The organism is Reinekea sp. G2M2-21 (assembly GCF_015687175.1).
Lineage (GTDB): Bacteria > Pseudomonadota > Gammaproteobacteria > Pseudomonadales > Natronospirillaceae > Reinekea.
In genome coordinates, this window is record NZ_JADPQG010000001.1 from 1,613,348 (window position 1) to 1,631,706 (window position 18,359).

Sequence of the window (18,359 nt, forward strand, 5' to 3'; positions counted from 1 at the left end):
GCGTAGCATTAATGATCCGTTACAACTTTACGTTGTATCGACCATTGATAAAGAAAGTTAACCGTTATTGAAAAATAAAATCAGATACCGACTACTAATTGAACAGTTTGATTGAGAGTGGGAGACGGATGTACTCAGGAGATCCAATCCCGCATTTTGGAGCGCAGACGCAACGTTGCCTGAGAGTGGATTTGACTGACTCTGGACTCACTGACACCCAACACCGCACCAATCTCTTTTAAGTTCAGTTCTTCTTCGTAATACAGAGATAAAACAATCTGTTCCCTTTCCGGCAACGCCTTCATTGCCTCGATCAACTGATCATTCATTTGATCATTTTGATGACCTGTATGCGGTGCAATACCATCGCTGAGGTCCGCCCGACTGTCATGTTGATCCGCATGGGAATTTTCAACCAACTCTTCGAAACTAAACAGACGAGACCCCTGCGTATCTTTAATCAGGGCATAATACTCATCGAGGCTGATATTGAGTTCTTGAGCAATTTCACTGTCGCTAGCATCCCGGCCTTCGCGCATTTCAATAGTGTGTATGGCGTCTGAGATACGCCGGGAATTGCGGTGTACTGAACGTGGGATCCAGTCCCCTTTGCGAATTTCATCCAGCATTGACCCGCGGATCCGAATGCCAGCGTATGTTTCAAAACTCGCCCCTTTGGATTGATCGTAATTAGACGCAGCTTCAAAGAGTCCAATCATGCCGGACTGCACCAGGTCTTCCAATTGTACACTGTCGGGCAACCGCGCCAACAGATGATGTGCAATACGCTTGACCAGCACACCATACTGCTCGATCAATTGTTCGTAGTTCGGACTGCGTTTGGTCTCATACATAGAATAATTCTGCACTGACATTTCAAGCTGCCCCGGCACCCTGAATGAGTCGCTCCACAAAAAATTCCAGATTGCCTTTAGGTGTACTCGGCAAAGGCCATGTCGCGACCCGCTGCGCCAAGGTACGGTAAGCAACCGCCGCTTTCGATCTAGGGTAGGCTTCTAACACCGCTTTCTGGCGCTGAACCGCTTTGCGTACAGACTCATCCATGGGAATTGAGCCACAGTAATGCAGAGTGACGTCCAGAAAACGATCCGTCACTTTGGCCAGTTTATTGAATAACAATTGCCCTTCTTTGGGCGTTTTCACCATATTTGCCACCACCCGAAAGCGGTTCATGCGGCAATCCCGGTTCAACACTTTAATGAGAGCATAGGCGTCGGTAATAGAAGTTGGTTCATCGGTCACAACAACTAGAGCTTCCTGTGTTGCCCGCACAAAACTGGTCACCGTCTTGGAGATGCCCGCTGCCGTGTCGACAATCAACACATCCATATAATCGGCTAATTCACTAAACGCCGTGATAATGCCAGCGTGCTCAAGCTCACCCAAGTTGGCCATGTGCTGCGTGCCGGATGAAGCCGGAATGATTTTGATGCCAGCAGGTCCATCGACCATCACGTCAGACAACCGTGCATCACCATTTAATACATCACTGATATTTCGGTTGACGGAAAGTCCGAGCAAAATATCGAGGTTCGCCAGCCCCAGATCCGCGTCCAACAGCACAACGCGCTTCCCCTGTTCTGCCAATGCGATGGCCAGGTTGACGGATACATTGCTTTTTCCTACGCCACCTTTACCGCCGGTGACTGCGACGACCTGTACTGGATTCAATCTATTCATTACCTATTTTCCTTCAATTCCAATCAGTATAGATCAGCCTTCGAAAAATGCCGTCTCATGATGAAGAAAGTCGTTAAACGAGGTTTTTGACGGTCATTCGACCGATGATCAACTCGCCGATGCCAATGCGGCTGGCTCATGTGTCAGCCCTTTAACCAGTCGCTGTATCAACTTTCTCGCGTCGGCGACTTCTATATCCTGTGGAATGCTTTGCCCGGTGGTGCAGTACCACAATGGCCATCGGTGCTTCATGACTGGCTCAAGAACCCCGCCAAAACAAGATGATTCGTCCAGTTTTGACACAATCGTCCCTGTAAACACAGGATTTTTATGCAACGCAATAAACTGGTTCACGGCGGAGTTCAACATGGTGGCGGGCAATACCAACAGCGTCTGCACACGATTGACAAGCTCACCGAAACTCATGATCTGATTCCAGTTGGCCAGTGCTTCGCTACTGCCACTGGTGTCAATCAACACCAACCGCTTACCCTTAAACGACTGTAATACCTTCGATAATGAATCTTTTTCGCGCATGGCCTTAAACGAAACACCCAGTATGTCAGAGACAGATTTCAGAATTTCCTGTCCGCCTACCTGATACCAGTCCATCGAGACAATTGCGACAGAATCAACACCGTAGTCTTTCACCGCATGAGCCGCAAGTTTCGCAATCGTGGTGGTTTTTCCCGCCCCTGTTGGTCCTGTTAAGGCAAACACGCCTCCGGTCGATAACGGTTCATACAGCGGAACCGGCAACGCGGAAGCCAGCCTTCCCATCATCCTGCGCCAGTTCTGATCTAAGGAGTCTTCGCGGTCGTAATTCGCTAAGATTTTGCGGATCAACGAACCGCCGAATCCCAGGGTTTGTAATCGTGCTTCGAGCCGTTCATATTGTGGCGTCATTGTTGGTGCAGTGACGGGTTCCCGTAATTGATCTGTTTGTTCTTTAAGCAAATCCTTTAGACTGTCAATTTCCCGACGCAGCAGCGCAATATCTGCTTCAGCCATTCTCGTTGCCTGCTCCACGGGTTCAGATTGCTCGAATCGCGATGTGTGACGGGTTTCCTCTGCCAGAACCTGAGGCGATCGACTGTTCTCTGTCTTTCTGGAATGCGTTGGAGCCACCGACATTTTCACGGGCGTTTTTACGTCATCAAAGGCGGATTTATTTTTATCCGACATCACGCTGAATAATTGCTGCATTGTTTCTTTATCAAGCGACTCCGTTAACTGAGGATTCACCTTAATAATGTCTGAATCATTTTTGGGCGGCTGATTTTGCTGATGTATTGAGAATTCCTGCTCATCGACACCCGCGACAATTTCCAGGCCATTGGCCAAACGCCGGTTCGACAAAATAACCGCTTCAGGCCCCAGGGTTTCGCTGATGGTTTTCAAACCGGCCTGCATATTTGCGGCAGTAAATCGTTTTATTTTCATCAATTCATTCCTCATTGACCGCCAACGGTCCCGACAATCGTGATGTGTTTGTTATCGGGTATTTCCTGGAAACTCAGTACTTTCAAATTGGGAACCCCATGTCGGACAAATCGCGCCAGCAGCATCCGTAACGATGCGGAAACCAGTAATATGGCTGGCTTACCTTCACTGTCGAGTTTCTGAACCATCTCGGTCAATGAGTTCTGCAATCGTTCAGCCATTCCCGGTTCCAGCGCAATACTGTCAAGATTTCCATCAGCACCTGCCTGTTGAACTGTCTTCTGCAATAACTGTTCCAGAGCACGATCCAGTGTCACCACCGGGATTTCTTTCTCGTTGCCGACAATGCTCTGAATAATCAAGCGGGCAAGACCCATACGCGCGGCATTCGTTAACACGCCGATATCCTGAGTCTTGGGTTGCTGATTGGTAATCGATTCTGCAATGGTTCGCATGTCGCGGATTGGTACCTGTTCAATTAACAGGTTTTGTAGCACTTTCAGTAATTGACTTAAAGACAACGAGGTCGGCACTAACTCTTCCGCTAACTTAGGAGAGTTCTTACTCAACAAGTCGAGCATTTGCTGCACTTCCTCGTGTCCGAGCAGTTCATAAGCGTGTTGAGACAACACGTGGTTCACGTGCGTCGCCACAACAGTACTCGCGTCAACCACGGTATATCCCAACGTTTGAGCTCTGTCTTTCTCACCTGCTACGATCCAGGTGGCCTCCAGGCCAAAGGCGGGATCTACTGTTTTAACACCATCCAACGGCCCAAAGACCTGCCCTGGATTTATAGCCAACTCTCGGTCGGGGTAAATCTCCCCATCCGCTACTGCGACGCCCATTAAGGTCAACTGATAAGCGTTGGGCATTAAATCAAGATTGTCCCGGATATGAATAGATGGCACCAGAAATCCCAATTCCTGGGATAACTTTTTACGGATGCCTTTTATGCGACCCAGCAATTGCCCACCCTGTGAACGGTCCACGAGCGGTATGAGTCTATAACCCACCTCAAGACCAATAACATCAACCGGCTGCACATCATCCCAGCTAAGCTCTTTTGTCTCTTGAGGTACATCGGAAATTGGCGGCGGTCCTTCGAGTTTTTTAGCGCCCGGACGTGTAGGACCTGAAAGTGCGTTAGCGGTTTTCATCGGCAACAATGTCTCGCCGGCATCGGTCCGTTCTTTCAAGACAATCCACAACGCGCCTGCGGCAGAAATAAAAGCCAAACTCAAAAACACAAAGTGAGGCATGCCGGGCAAAATACCCATAACAAACAACACAAATGAGGTAATACCCAGAGCCCGGGGAGTGGAAAACATCTGCGTTAAAATCTGGTCGCCCATCTCTTCACTGCTACTGTTTCGGGTCACCATGATGGCGGCCGCAACCGATAGCAATAACGAAGGGATCTGCGCTACCAGACCGTCACCGATGGTTAATAAAGCGTATTTCTGTACCGCGTCATTAAACTCAAGGTTGTGCTGCATGATGCCAATCAGCAGGCCGCCCACGATATTAATGACCAGAATCAGAATACCGGCGACGGCGTCACCACGAACAAACTTTGACGCACCGTCCATAGAGCCATAAAAATCAGCTTCCTGCGCAATCTCGGCACGCCTGGCTTTTGCAGTATCGGCGTCGATCAATCCTGCGTTCAGATCGGCATCAATAGCCATTTGTTTGCCGGGCATGGCATCCAGCGTAAAACGAGCACTGACTTCAGATACCCGCCCGGCACCTTTAGTCACTACCACAAAGTTAATGATCATCAGAATCGCGAAAACAACCAACCCGACCGCGTAGTTACCACCAATCAGCACTTCACCAAAGGATTCAATCACCTTTCCAGCAGCGTCACCGCCCTCGTGCCCGTACATCAGAACGACACGGGTAGAAGCAACGTTTAAAGACAACCGCATCAGAGTTGCAACCAGAATGATGCTGGGAAAGACAGCGAAGTCGAGTGGCCGCAAAACATAAATTGTGACCAACAGAACTACGATAGATAAGGCAATATTGAAGGTAAAAAAGGTATCCAAAATTAATGTCGGCACGGGTAAGGTCATCAGACCCAATAACATTAATAACAGGATAGGAACGCCCAGCAACCGCTGACCGGCTAACTGGGCGCCGTGACGTGTATTCTTAAAAACTGCCTGGCCGTCTACATTGCGGATGTGGGCGCCAGCATTACGAACATTATCGAAAATAGCCATTCGTCAAATTTCAGTCAACTGCAAGGAATTAACTGAGACATCGCAAAGATCAGGCCAAATTCAACGAAACCTCACACTTCAACGCTAACCTCTACTAACAAAAAATGACCAGCCCTTTGATGAAGCCTTGCTGGTTGGACTATAACCACTGTGACGGTTTGACGTATTCGAGTTTGCAACGCAAACCGTCTATCGTTGATTTACCGTCAAAGACCTCACCGTTCAGTAACATTTTCTTTCCCCGCCAAGCGAGAGGAACACCAATGACAATTTGCTGCCATTGGGGCCGATAATGAGAGCGATCCAGTGAAACATGACACTCAATTTGCTTATCCAGACAGTGATAGCCAAACGATAACCGAGCGTAGCGGTTTTTCATTGGGTCGGCTGTTAGACCATCGTCATCCCGATACAGAATCCGATTGTCGATTTCGCCCGCAACAATCAACAGTCGCAATTCTTTTAAAGGTTTAGCGGTGGAATGTCGATAAGGCGCCAACGGCACGATGGCTCCAGTGCGCAAAAATACTGGAATATCATCAATACCCGTTTCCGCCAGAACGTATTGCAGCCCGTCAAAGTGTTGATCACTGTAAACACTCAACCAGCGACCCTTCGGCAACCAAACTGCTCGCGCGCTGGTTCCTGGCGAGACGATGGGTGCGACGAGAAAATTATCACCAACAAAGAATTGATCATTGGCATTATGGCATTCAGATACCTTGTCGTCCGCCCATAACATGGGCCGCATCACTGGAACCCCAACTTCATGTGCGTCCCGCATTAGCTGATACAAGTACGGTAACATTTTGTAGCGACGATGCATCGCAGTGCGTATCGCTGGCGTCCAATTATCGCCAAACGACCAGGGCTCCTGGGCTACCTGACTAATAGAGCAATGATTACGCATGAATGGATAGAAGACCCCTAATTGCATCCATCGGGTGAATAATTCCGGGCGGGTGTCATTCATAAACCCGCCAATATCAACTCCGGCAAACGCAACGCCAGACAGCCCCAGATTCAGCAACATTGGTACACTCAGACGGAGATGCTCCCAAGATGAACGGTTATCACCTGTCCATACCGTGGCACAGCGCTGAATGCCCGCGTAGCCGGCCCGAGTCAAAACAAAAGGTCGCTGGCCGCACTGTTCAATGATGGCTTGCTGGGTAGCTTCCGACATTAACAGGCCATAAGCGTTATGAACGGCCTCGTGCTCTACCCGAAAACCATCGTACAGGTGAGTCGCGTCAGCATCGATCGTCATCCGCTCATTAAACACGGCTGGCTCATTCATGTCGTTCCAGATACCCTGAACGCCCATATCGGTGAAATAACGATGCAACTCTTTCCACCACTTGCGGACGTCAGACTGATAAAAATCTGGCCACGCCGATTCACCGGGCCAAACTTGGCCTTTCCAGACATCCCCTTGTGCCGAATGCGTAAAATAATCGGCACTGACGCCCTGCTGATAAATCCGATACTCAGGGTCAACTTTAACGCCAGGATCGACAATTGGGACCAGACGAACACCCTGCGTCAACAAATCGTCGACGAGTTCCGGCGCTTTCTGAAAATGCTCAGGGTGGAAGGTGAAGACCCGGTATCCATCCATGTACATGATATCGAGATAAATAGCATCCACCGGCATGTCATGCTGGATGAACCCCTGAACGACGTCGCGGACTTGCTGCTCTGTTTCGTAAGAGTGGCGCGATTGATGGTACCCCAACGCCCATTTGGGCGGTAAATACGGACGGCCCGTTAACCGTGTATAGCCGTCAAGTACATCAGATATCTTTTCACCCGAAAATATATAAAGATCGATGGCACCTGCTTGAACACTGATACACAACTCATCAGTCAAACTCAAATCCAGTACAACCCGTCCGGGGTTATCCACAAACAAGCCCATCCACCCTTGATCAGTCGATACAACCATAAACGGAATGGACTGGTACAGTTCATCATTGGCGTCAGTATGTGGTTCGAATACGTCGGAATTCCAGAATGACCATCGTCTTCCCTGCTTATTTAATTCACCTGTTTTCTCGCCTAATCCATAGACAGGCCATTGATCGGGCAGCTTCAAATACAAATGACTCCAACCCGCCTCATCGCAATACAGGCCGCGTGAGGTGCCAATACCTTGACCATGTCGATGAATAGCCACTTGCCATTGGGCCCCTGGCAACCAAGACCACTCAATCTGATTCAAAGCGTTCGCGGGCATGACCGGCAATTGATCCGGCAACACCGCAAAGGATGACCCAAGAGGAATGCCGGTACAAACCCTCATAACGTAGGGTCCCATCTGGCTGACAAGTACCGGATGGCTTTCGTGTTGAACCCGAGCAAATTGAGCGCCGGTTATCGGTACACCATAGTTTTCAATTCGGGTTTGCTTGGGTCGGCCTTGCCCTAAAACCAATTCAGGTTGCACGGCTAGACTAGACTGCGTATCGAGGTCCGTCATAAGGTTCCATTCATTGTTTTTTTTATTGGTCACTATCGTAACGACGAACCGGAAATTGACACAGGCGGAATCTCAGAACAGGTTGATTGCGAAAAGTTGAGTTAGGCTGGGGGTTGAGATGGCTGTAAAACCCCAATGCCTGGCTGAGCAGGCATTGGGGTACACATTAGAAGCATTTTTGACACGCTGTTGGTGCTCTGGCCCCTATTTAATGGACTGAGACCTCATCTTCCCAGATGACCGCACTGGATTCAGCCGCCTGGGCAATTTTGTTGTAACGATCCTCCAGTAGATTACGGCGGATTTTCAACGTAGGCGTCAAAAACTCATTTTCGATAGTCCACTGATCAGATGCGACAATCAGACAATCCAATTTCTGGTGACTTTCTAGTTGGGCATTAACCTGATCCAACGTTTCTTTCAGCCCGGGACGCAACAGTTCACGATCACCATGAATCAAATGCTCTGCCAGCACTACCACGGCGACGGGCTGTTTACGACCAGACCCCATCACACAAATCTGTTCGATATCTGGATTGGATGCTAATGCCGATTCGATCGGTACCGGCGCCACATACTTACCCTTGCCGGTTTTGAATTCTTCTTTGACGCGGCCGATGATTTTGAACGCACCGTTACTCAACAATTGGGCCTTGTCGCCAGTACGGAACCATCCTTCGACAAAACTGGCTTCTGTGGCTTCCACATTTTTATAGTACTGCTTAAACACGGCATCACCACGAATCAGAATTTCACCCTCATCAGACAGTTTCATTTCGACACAAGCACAAGGTAAGCCGATCGTGCCGATTAGGTCGGCCCGAAATGGCATATTAGTGCACGACAGCCCGGTCGTCTCTGACATGCCCCAACCTTCACAGATATCAATACCGATTGTTCGATACCATTGCAAAATACTTGGTGAAATCGGTGCAGAACCCGATCCATACAAACGTGCAGAGTCTATACCCAGACCTTTGCGGATTTTCCGTGCAATCAAACCACCCAGAACGGGAATACGTAAAATTTTGGTCAATTTTTTGGCCGGAAGTTTCTCGAAAACACCGGTTTGAAAGCGAGTCCATAATCGCGGAACAGACACAAACAAAGTGGGTCGGGCGACTTTCAAGTCATCAACAAAGGTATCCAAAGATTCAACAAAGTAGAATGAAGCGCCACCGTATAAACCCGGTCCTTCGATAACACCTCGCTCGGTAATGTGGGCCAATGGCAGGTATGAGATCAGACGATCTTCGCCGGTTACCTTGAAGCTCTTACTGTGAGCATCACTCGCCGAGGCGTAATTTCGGTAGGTTAAGACAACCCCTTTTGGATTTCCGGTACTGCCAGAGGTGTAAACAATACTCATGGTTTCGTCGAGCGTTGGCGCATAGATATGCTCCATGGGCTCATATTGTTCCAGCCATTGCGACCACTGATGTTGCGCGCTGATAGTATCATAAGGATAGGCAATGACCGGTATCTGGCCATCCAAAACCGATTGTGCCGCTGCTTTGTCATCCAGTTTTCCAACAAATACCGCCTTGGCTTCACTGTGTTCCAGAATATAACGTAACGTGGCTTCGCCCGCTGTGGCGTAGATAGGAACACTGATCATGCCTGCCATCATGATGGCCCAATCGTTAATAAACCACTCCGAGGAATTCTTGGCAACGATGGCGACCTTGTCTCCTTTTTTCAATCCAAGTGACACCAATCCAGTCGCAATTTTCCGCGCATTCTGTTCCGCCTGTCCCCACGTGGTTATTCTCAGGGTCCGGTTAACGGGTTGATGTAAAAAGGGTTTATCCGGGTGGCGCTGACTGAAGCGAAGCAACATCTCAAGGGGCGTTGGATAAGTCATAGTTCATTCCATTTTGTTATTGTTGTGTTTGTGGCAAACAAAGACATGTCAGTTCGAGCTTATAAGCAACAAATTGCTGCCTCTGTTTGCAGTAGCTGAGTTCTTTCTAACTTCAGCAAAAAAAACCACAACGTGCAATACAAACCGAACAAATCTACAAACTTATGACATTGCGGACCTAAGTACGGGTATTTTTTTTGCTTCTTGTGTATTACCGGATTAAGTTCATACTGTGCTTTTACATTCACAATCGGGTAATGAGCAAATTGAGCCGCTTAACTGCCACTCAAATAATAATTTTCACGTCTACGACGCTGGTCGCTTCGCTGGGTGCAAATATCTGGTTTTTCACAGACCAGTCGGCAATGAAAGCCGAGTATGACCAGCAACAGCTTGAGATCCAGTCCCTCACCCTTGAGTTAGCTAGCAACAAAGAGCTGAAGAGTGATCAGATTCAGCGACTGGAACAGATGAATGGCCAGCAATCTGAGCTGGCAGAGATCATCAATGATTTGCAGGTCGAGTTCATGACACTGAACCAGCAGTATCTTAATACGGTAGACACCGCCGATCAGACTCGCCAACAATTAACGGCAGCGCAAAATAAAATACAAACGCTAGTGCAGCAATTGGCCGATCAAAAACGGCAATTGGAAGAAGCAAATATCACCATTCGCAATCAACAACGGTCATTAAAGGCGACCGTGTCAGACAGCCAAACCAATAACACCATTTCACAGATAAGCGCTGAGCTAACAAACGCTCTCTCGGAAAAATATAACGAGCTTGCGGTAACGCAAACAGCGAGTGGCGACCTTACATTAAACGTTCCTTTGGAATACATCTTTAAAGACAGTTTTCTTAATTTCTCAGAAGATGCTGAACCCCTGTTGCAGCTCATCGCTGATCAGGTCAAGCAATACCCGTCTATCGATGTCACTGTCGTCGGTCATTCAGATGCCCGGCCGATCGTTTCTGACTTGGCAGAACGGTATCCCACCAACTGGGAATTAAGTTCCGTGCGTGCCAGTAAAATAGTGGTGCAATTAATCGAACTTGGGGTGAATGAAAGTCAGCTGATCGCCGCCGGTAAAGCATCGAATCAACCGGTCAGAGATCAAGCCAACGCAGAGGCCTGGTCGCTGAATCGTCGCATTGAAATCCGTTTTCACGGTATTGTTCGCTGAGAAGCTGGAACGGTGGAGAGTCGAGCGATGAAAAAACTACAGGTGAACCAAAAACACACTAACATGATACGTAGAGCCGAGACATCAACCATCCAGATGGATAGACCAAACGTCACTGCGACGATCATTAGAGCACGCCTTTTTGCAACCGCCGTTATGAAACGCTCTTCTTGCCAGTTTTTTATCAGCGGTCCGAAAATTTGGTTTGCCAACAACCAACGATGGAATCTCGGCGAGGTTTTTGCGAAACAAGCAGCAGCTAACAGCATAAATGGTGTCGTTGGCAAAACTGGCAACACGACACCAACGGCACCCAATCCAAAACAGAGCCAGCCCGCTGAAAAAACCAGCGCATGACTTATTCGGTTCATACCATAAGGCCCCATTCTTTCAATCGACTGTAGGCATGTTCGGCTTGCTGCCCCTGTTGCACTTGCTGCAAATATAATCTGTACGCTGTTGCAGCATTCGTTCGCTCTTCCATTTGTTCATAACTGTATCCGACAAAGAAATCGACCAATGGATTTCCTGGCAATAACTGACGATATTGTTGAAAGAGGTTCAATGCTTGTTCCGGTTGTTGCTCTTCCAGGTAATTCACGCCGAGCATATATTTGGGCAGATGTTCGCCCGGCTTTAGAGACTGTGCTTTGTTCAAATCCGCAATAGCGATGTTATTGCGCTCCTTGGCCATATTCAATTTCGCAGAGATAACCCAAAGTGCATAGTCACTGTCGTTAAGTTTTTTCGCTTGGGCCAGTTCCGCTTCTGCGCCAGTAAAATCTCCGGCAGATAGGGCGAGGTCTGCATTCGCCAATGCTTTGATCATCGCTTTCTGACTACGCAGCGCGCGGGTGTAATCCATGTAACGTTCCCGCCCCAGATTCCGAGACATTTGCGTCCGATACGACGCGTTCATTTGCGTATTGGCATTAATTAACCGCTCATCACTCATGGGGTGACTGGAAAACATGATATCCAACGCACTGGGTTTGGCATCGTGTAAGCGATTCAACATGGTCATCAGGCTTACCATCCCCTTTGGGTTGGCACCGGCATTAACGGCATATTCCATACCCAAAGAGTCTGCTTCTCTTTCATTATCACGACTGTATTTCGCCAACAGTGCCGTGGCACTCATCATGCCCACACCCGCGACGATTTGCTGCGCCTGAGCATCGCCAACAGCAGTACTGGCCAGACCAACCGCTGCTTGTGCCAACAACCCCTTGGTGGCTCGCTCGGAAGCATGACGCGCATTAACATGACCTATTTCATGACCAAGCAGAGCCGCCAGCTCCGCTTCAGATTCCAACTCAACTAAGATACCTCTGGTAACCCCCATACTGCCTGCTGGGAAGGTATAGGCGTTCACATGGTTGGCATCAATGACGCGATAATTGTATGGCATATGAGCACGATGGCTGGTGTTGGCTATCGCCTTGCCAACACTGGTGATATAGCTGTTTAAACGAGCATCTGTATGTGAACCATAATCCGCAGAGAACTGATGTGGGCTCTGCTGTTTGTCTAGGGCAATTTCCTGGTCCTCACTCACCAATGAGAAAGTAGCCTTTCCGCTCACCGGATCGATGGCGCATCCACTTATCAAACCAGACACAGTTAAGGAACCGGTGGCGATTCCGGTCAACCAAAGAAAATCACGACGATTCATCATTTTGTCTTCTCATTAATTTCCCCGCAGTATAGCGAACATTGTCCGTCAGTTGCGATGCCTGATACAGCCAGATTATTGGCGAAAAAATTAGCTAAGGCACTGATTTTTCGATTTTTTCTGAAAAATGATTGCAATCGAAATATTGAATGGTAACATGCGCCCCGCTCTCGACATGAGCACAGTGTCCCGTTCGTCTAGTGGCCTAGGACACCGCCCTTTCACGGCGGTAACAGGGGTTCGAGTCCCCTACGGGATGCCACTAACGCCTTAACAGGTGTTGCTTGAGGTTTAGTGATCAGCTCTAGGCCAGCTGTAAACCACAAGCGCTCATGTCACTGGCATCTGCGTCCCGTTCGTCTAGTGGCCTAGGACACCGCCCTTTCACGGCGGTAACAGGGGTTCGAGTCCCCTACGGGATGCCACTTTCTTTTTTCTATTCAATTTCCCTTATTTATTGTTCCGTGACATACGGTGTCCAGACACCGCACCATTGCCATTCGCACGGCGGTAACAGGGGTTCGAGTCCCCTACGGGATGCCAATTTTTTTCTATTCAATTTACCATAATTATTGTTCCGTGACGTACGGTGTCCAGACACCGCACCATTGCCATTCGCACGGCGGTAACAGGGGTTCGAGTCCCCTACGGGATGCCACTTTCTTTTTTTCTATGTAGTTCTCTATATTAATCATTGTTCCGTGACGTACGGTGCCCAGACACCGCTCCATTCCCATCAGCACAGCGGTAACAGGGGTTCAAGTCCCCTACGGGATGCCACTTTCTTTTTTTTCTATGTAGATCCCTATATTAATCATTGTTCCGTGACATACTTTGCCCAGACACCGCACAATGATTAAATGAACGCACGCGAGAGCACCCTCCGTTACAGAAGACGGGAAAAAGATTTTGATAATTTCAAAGGTAAAAACCAATATCAGGTCATGTCGTTAAGGTTTTCGATGGTCTTTGCCAGTTTTACAATGATTTGATCTTTGATCTTGTCACGGGACGAAAAATCCAGATTGTTCATCAACATCTGGTCAATTCGCATCAATGCACACATATTCTGCGCCAAAACCCAACTGGTTCGAGGGGTATTCAGCACAAATCCAATTTCGCCAAAAATATCCCCCGGACTTAATTCAGCAACCGGAGCGATATCCTTGTCTAAACGAACCTCCGCATGACCACTTAACATGACGTAAAAGCACGTATCCCGAGCACCACGCTCAATGACAGGTTCGCCAGGTTCGGCGATAAAAATCTGTGCAAATTCAGTTATTTGCGCAAGCTCAGTATTGGTAAATCGGGTAAAAAATGGAATTTTGGTCATCAGGCTGACGAGCTTGGCCGGTGAGAGTTGATGGGTTCGCTTCACTTTGTTTCCTTAAACGATAACTGCAATAAAGCATAGTCGAGTTCTTTCTTGTTGCGATTTTTACGCCGCAATCCCACAATGCGACACCAAACGATATTGGATTCCGGAACATGATTTCAAAATGGGCGAAACGCTTTTATCAAATGGCACAATTAGTAGGCTCTTGGAGCAAAGACCCTTCTACTCGAGTAGGCGCGGTAATCACCGAACACAATAGAATCGTCTCGCTGGGCTTCAATGGCTATCCCCACGGCATCTCCGACAGTGCCGAAACCGATGACCGCGACATGAAATTGCTGAAAACCTTACACGCAGAAGAGAATGCCATTCTGTTTGCCAAACGGGATTTGACTGGATGCGAAATCTGGGTAACGCATTTTCCTTGCCCAAACTGCGCCGCAAAAATCATTCAAACTGGCATTGCTACGGTACATTGTCCTGAACAATCCGAAGACTTCCTCTCTCGCTGGGGTGACAAAATTAAAGTCAGTCAGGATATGCTCGGGCAAGCGGGCGTTACCGTTCACTGGCTGCCCCTCAATGATATCGAAGAACTGTCATCGACATCAGTACCACCGGAACAGGAATAACTGACAGATATTTAAACCAGTACGTGTTTATCACAGCCAGTGGAAAACCATTCGTGCTCTCCGTATGGGCACGAATGAACCTGAGGCTTAGGTAGGAGGTGGTTCCCTTAGGTACTTAGCCCCACTCATGAACGACTATTTTTTTGCATCGGTTTTGAAACGATGAACGGCCTTATCCAGATCGCTGGCGACACTATTTAGCGACCGAATGCCTTTGGCTACTTCCTGGGTAATATTTGTTGTTTCGAGTGTCAACTCGCCGATAGCCTTCATCATACGACTCATATCTTCAGTCGTGGCACTCTGCTCCTCAGCGGCAGCAGCAATTGATACGTTGGCGGTACTCAAATCGCGGATATCCGACATAAAAGCAACAAACTTTTCGCCAGCACCCGTCGCGGTTTCCGCAACCTTGGCCGTGGATTGCTGCGAATGCGTTATGGTTTCAACGGCCTGAGTGGACTGTCTTTGAATAGCGCTAATTTTTTCTCGAATTTCTTCTGTAGACGCCTGAGTTCGGGTTGCTAAGGTTCGAACTTCATCGGCAACAACAGCAAATCCACGCCCCTGCTCACCTGCCCTAGCTGCTTCTATCGCAGCATTCAAAGCCAACAGGTTCGTCTGCTCAGCAATGGTTTGTATAGTCTCCAGGATACTTTCAATACTGACGACTCCACTGTCTAACGCATGAATCACATCTACAGCGGTTTGCATTTTTTTGTTCAGATCCGCAATCGATTCAACGGTCGCAGATATGCCCTGATTAATGGACTGTGCCTCAACTTCCCCGGCTTGCATGTGTTGACTGGTGTGTTCCGCCGTTCGCGCAACTTCCTTGATAGACTCAGTCATTTCACCGATCGATTGCACAGACAAATCAATTTCATGTTGCTGTCGCTTTGACTTGACCTGAGTGTCGTCAGACAACTGACTGGTTTGCTGGCTTACCTGGTTCACCAGTGAGGTCTGCTCGGCTATTTCCAGCACAACTTCCTTCAATTCAACCACCAACTGATCCATAGCTCGACTGATGTCGCCAATTTCATCTGCGCTGTAGTGTCCAATTGTAGAGGTCAGGTCACCATGACCGACTTTGCGTATAAAGCTGCGCAACTCATTTAAAGGTTTCTTAATGGAGCGCACAACCAAAACGCTGATCAGAATACTTAGCAGAACGACAACTATTGTCGAGATTAATACGGTTAACTGCGCCTGCTCCCTATCATGATTAGCGGTCACGGACGCGTCGCCAGAAACCTTCGTAAACTGCTCATCAATGTCATTAAGCGTCTTAACATGATTAGTCAGACTGTCCTGAATTTCTTCCAACTTTGTGGTGAGCGACGCCCGTAGCTGCAGATATTGATTCTGAATAACACCAATACCGCCTTCCACTGTCACAAGCTCGACCAACTTAGAAGTCAGACTGGCAACTTCCTGCATATTCTCTTTAAAAACTGCGTCGTTACGGGCAAAACCGAGCATGCGAAATCCCAGAGAACCGTAGCTGTCTGAAAAATCCCGAAACAATTCTTGCGAAGCCTGAAAGTCGGCCAGATTGCTCGTAAAAGTCATTTGCAGTGCCAAACTACCACCACGCTCAACCAAACTTTTGGTCTCATATGCCAGCTCTTTGGCACTCGGGTCAAAGGCGTCGCCAACAAACAATTTTAAGGCAAGGCGCAAATCTTCATTGAGTATGACCAATTCCTGCCGCTTCGCTTCAATTTGCTGGACGGAGTCGAGGCTTTTCGCGTAAGCACTCATATTGCCTTCGATATTATCCAAAAGACTGCCAATATCGGCGGACATGGTCACCAACTGATCAGCGGCATTTGTCAATTGTGGAAATTCCGCAATACGATCGAGAAGCGTTTGATCATATAGCGAATAGGCCTCTTTTGCCGTTTGGTAGTCTGCCTGGATTTGTCTCAGCTCATCGACATCACGCTCATTAAAGTAAAGCGACACGATTCGAGATAAGTTGACCGATTCTATTTGCAGATCGGCTAATGCGTTTTCGGCAGGAGATACGTCGTTGACAATAAAATCCATACTCTTTTGTATATTGCGCATGGACGCCAAACTGACAACAGTGATGATAAGCACACCCACACTGACGGCGGTAAAGCCCAGAAACAAGCGATTTGCGACGGTCAATCTTATATTTATTTTCATTGGCTAACACACTTCAATTTGTTTTAAAAAGCAACAACTTATTGGTACTACATAGCTGCCAAACTAACTAAAACTTTAGCTGAGAAAATAAAAAAGGCCTTATCTTTTTTAAAAGAAGAGGCCTTTACAAGAAGGATTTACTCCGCAATCGCCTGCACACCCTTAACAGCCTTACACCATCCGCTATAGAGACGCTCAGCAGCCATAGTCGACATTGTGGACTCGAATTGGGATTCACAACGCCAAATGTCTTTCAGCGTATCTAGAGAGGGGTATACGCCGAGTTGCAAGCCTGCCAAAAAAGCAACGCCTAACGCAGTTGTTTCCGTCACTTCGGGTCTATCCACCCGAATATTCAGAATATCAGCCAAAAACTGCATAGCCCAATCATTAACCACCATGCCGCCGTCAACGCGCAAACCTTTAAGCTGAACGACTCCGTCTTTGCGCATCGCTTCAACAAGATCCCGTGTCTGGTAACCCACACTTTGCAATCCTGCCGTTACGATTGCAGCAGGTCCTGTATCGCGCGTCATGCCCACGATAGCGCCACGGGCATTGGGGTTCCAATAGGGCGCCCCTAAACCGGTAAAGGCCGGCACCAGGTAAACGCCCTGCTCCGGCCCCGTCTGGGCTGCCATATCGCTGGACTCGCGCGCATGCTGAATCAACCCAATACCATCCCGCAGCCACTGCATGGTTGCACCAGCCATAAAAATACTGCCTTCCAAGGCATAGGTGGTTTCACCATTTAGCCGATACCCGACCGTGGTCAGCAGTTTGTTTGCTGAAAGCAAAGGCGACTGACCCGTATTCACAATCATGAAACAACCGGTTCCATAAGTACTCTTGATCATGCCTGGGTCAAAACAAGCCTGTCCGAATAGGGCTGCCTGTTGATCACCGGCAATTCCGGCGATAGGCAAGCTCCTGCCAAACCATTTAGATGTTGTCGTGCCGAAATCGGCGGCGCAATCCAAGACCTCAGGCAGCATATTTTTGGGGATATCAAACTGATATAGAAGCTCATCGTCCCATTGCTGTGAATTGATGTTAAATAACAGTGTTCTGGATGCATTCGTCGCATCCGTCGCATGTCGCTCTCCATCGGTGAGGCGCCACAATAAAAAACTATCTACGGTGCCAAATAATAAACGCCCCTGCTCGGCTTTATGTCTCGCGCCGGGGACATTTTCCAAAATCCAACGCACCTTGGTCCCTGAGAAATAGGGGTCCAAAAGCAATCCCGTTTTACCGGCGACAACCGTCTCAATGCCCTGAGCTTTCAACTGCTTACAGTAATCGGAAGTACGCCGATCCTGCCAGACAATGGCATTATAAATTGGCTTCCCAGTCTGCTTATCCCAGACAATCGTGGTTTCACGCTGATTGGTAATACCAATGCCAATGACGTCGTTTTTATCTACCCGTTCAAGAACCTTACGACACACCGAAAGAGTGCTTGACCAGATATCTTCCGGATCGTGTTCAACCCAACCATTTTTGGGGAATATCTGTCTGAATTCCTGCTGTTCGCTTGCGACTGTTTTACCACTGAGATCGAACAGAATCGCCCGGGAACTGGTGGTTCCCTGATCAATAGCGAGAATCATTTGAGTCATTCGTG

At 48.3% G+C, this 18,359-nt stretch carries 13 protein-coding genes and 2 tRNA genes; 4 read left to right on the top strand and 11 right to left on the bottom strand.

Annotation, left to right across the window (positions count from 1 at the left end):
- Positions 1-134: 134 nt before the first annotated feature.
- The 6 genes from IYN85_RS07385 to IYN85_RS07410 all read right to left on the bottom strand — a co-directional run bounded on the left by IYN85_RS07385 (position 135) and on the right by IYN85_RS07410 (position 9,721).
- Positions 135-854, bottom strand: a complete 720-nt coding sequence (locus IYN85_RS07385; protein ID WP_230390516.1) for an RNA polymerase sigma factor FliA — start codon at positions 852-854, stop codon at positions 135-137.
- 22 nt (positions 855-876) lie between these two features.
- Positions 877-1,701 carry a MinD/ParA family protein gene (locus tag IYN85_RS07390; RefSeq protein WP_196158170.1) on the bottom strand — a complete coding sequence of 275 codons (825 nt, stop codon included), beginning with the start codon at positions 1,699-1,701 and terminating at the stop codon, positions 877-879.
- Between the two features lie 108 nt (positions 1,702-1,809).
- The gene (gene flhF, locus IYN85_RS07395; protein WP_196158171.1) at positions 1,810-3,144 is read right to left on the bottom strand and encodes a flagellar biosynthesis protein FlhF; all 1,335 of its coding nucleotides are present in this window, start codon (positions 3,142-3,144) and stop codon (positions 1,810-1,812) included.
- A gap of 11 nt (positions 3,145-3,155) precedes the next feature.
- On the bottom strand, positions 3,156-5,375 hold the full coding sequence (gene flhA, locus IYN85_RS07400) for a flagellar biosynthesis protein FlhA (protein WP_196158172.1): 2,220 nt from the start codon (positions 5,373-5,375) through the stop codon (positions 3,156-3,158).
- A gap of 139 nt (positions 5,376-5,514) precedes the next feature.
- Positions 5,515-7,857, bottom strand: coding sequence for a glycoside hydrolase family 31 protein (locus IYN85_RS07405; RefSeq protein WP_196158173.1), 2,343 nt, complete (start codon positions 7,855-7,857; stop codon positions 5,515-5,517).
- Between the two features lie 208 nt (positions 7,858-8,065).
- A complete protein-coding gene (locus IYN85_RS07410; RefSeq protein WP_196158174.1) occupies positions 8,066-9,721 on the bottom strand; it encodes an AMP-binding protein in 1,656 nt (551 codons plus the stop codon).
- Positions 9,722-9,987: 266 nt separating this feature from the next.
- On the opposite strand from IYN85_RS07410, the gene IYN85_RS07415 reads away from it, so the two are divergent.
- Positions 9,988-10,908, top strand: coding sequence for an OmpA family protein (locus IYN85_RS07415; protein WP_196158175.1), 921 nt, complete (start codon positions 9,988-9,990; stop codon positions 10,906-10,908).
- On the opposite strand, the gene IYN85_RS07420 is transcribed toward IYN85_RS07415, so the two are convergent.
- The gene (locus tag IYN85_RS07420) at positions 10,890-11,294 is read right to left on the bottom strand and encodes a YbaN family protein (RefSeq protein ID WP_370592165.1); all 405 of its coding nucleotides are present in this window, start codon (positions 11,292-11,294) and stop codon (positions 10,890-10,892) included. The two genes, IYN85_RS07415 and IYN85_RS07420, sit on opposite strands and share 19 nt — an antisense overlap.
- Positions 11,276-12,586 (bottom strand): M48 family metalloprotease, encoded by a 1,311-nt coding sequence (locus IYN85_RS07425; protein ID WP_196158177.1) that lies wholly within the window; start codon positions 12,584-12,586, stop codon positions 11,276-11,278. Before IYN85_RS07425 ends, IYN85_RS07420 begins: the two co-directional genes overlap by 19 nt.
- 183 nt (positions 12,587-12,769) lie before the next feature.
- Here IYN85_RS07425 and IYN85_RS07430 point away from each other — a divergent pair.
- Together IYN85_RS07430 and IYN85_RS07435 are read left to right on the top strand one after the other, a co-directional pair.
- Positions 12,770-12,845, top strand: a tRNA-Glu gene (locus IYN85_RS07430).
- 87 nt (positions 12,846-12,932) lie between these two features.
- Positions 12,933-13,008 (top strand) — tRNA-Glu (locus tag IYN85_RS07435).
- A 512-nt stretch (positions 13,009-13,520) separates the two neighbouring features.
- Here the strand turns inward: IYN85_RS07435 and IYN85_RS25835 are convergent.
- Positions 13,521-13,964, bottom strand: coding sequence for a cyclic nucleotide-binding domain-containing protein (locus IYN85_RS25835; RefSeq protein ID WP_196158178.1), 444 nt, complete (start codon positions 13,962-13,964; stop codon positions 13,521-13,523).
- Between the two features lie 110 nt (positions 13,965-14,074).
- Here IYN85_RS25835 and IYN85_RS07445 point away from each other — a divergent pair, with 110 nt between their 5' ends.
- Positions 14,075-14,554 (top strand): dCMP deaminase family protein, encoded by a 480-nt coding sequence (locus IYN85_RS07445; RefSeq protein WP_196158179.1) that lies wholly within the window; start codon positions 14,075-14,077, stop codon positions 14,552-14,554.
- A gap of 135 nt (positions 14,555-14,689) precedes the next feature.
- Here the strand turns inward: IYN85_RS07445 and IYN85_RS07450 are convergent, their stop codons facing one another.
- Together IYN85_RS07450 and glpK are read right to left on the bottom strand one after the other, a co-directional pair.
- Positions 14,690-16,732: a methyl-accepting chemotaxis protein gene (locus IYN85_RS07450; RefSeq protein WP_196158180.1), complete on the bottom strand. Its 2,043-nt coding sequence runs from the start codon at positions 16,730-16,732 to the stop codon at positions 14,690-14,692.
- Positions 16,733-16,869: 137 nt separating this feature from the next.
- Positions 16,870-18,354: a glycerol kinase GlpK gene (gene glpK / locus IYN85_RS07455; protein ID WP_196158181.1), complete on the bottom strand. Its 1,485-nt coding sequence runs from the start codon at positions 18,352-18,354 to the stop codon at positions 16,870-16,872.
- Positions 18,355-18,359: the final 5 nt, after the last annotated feature.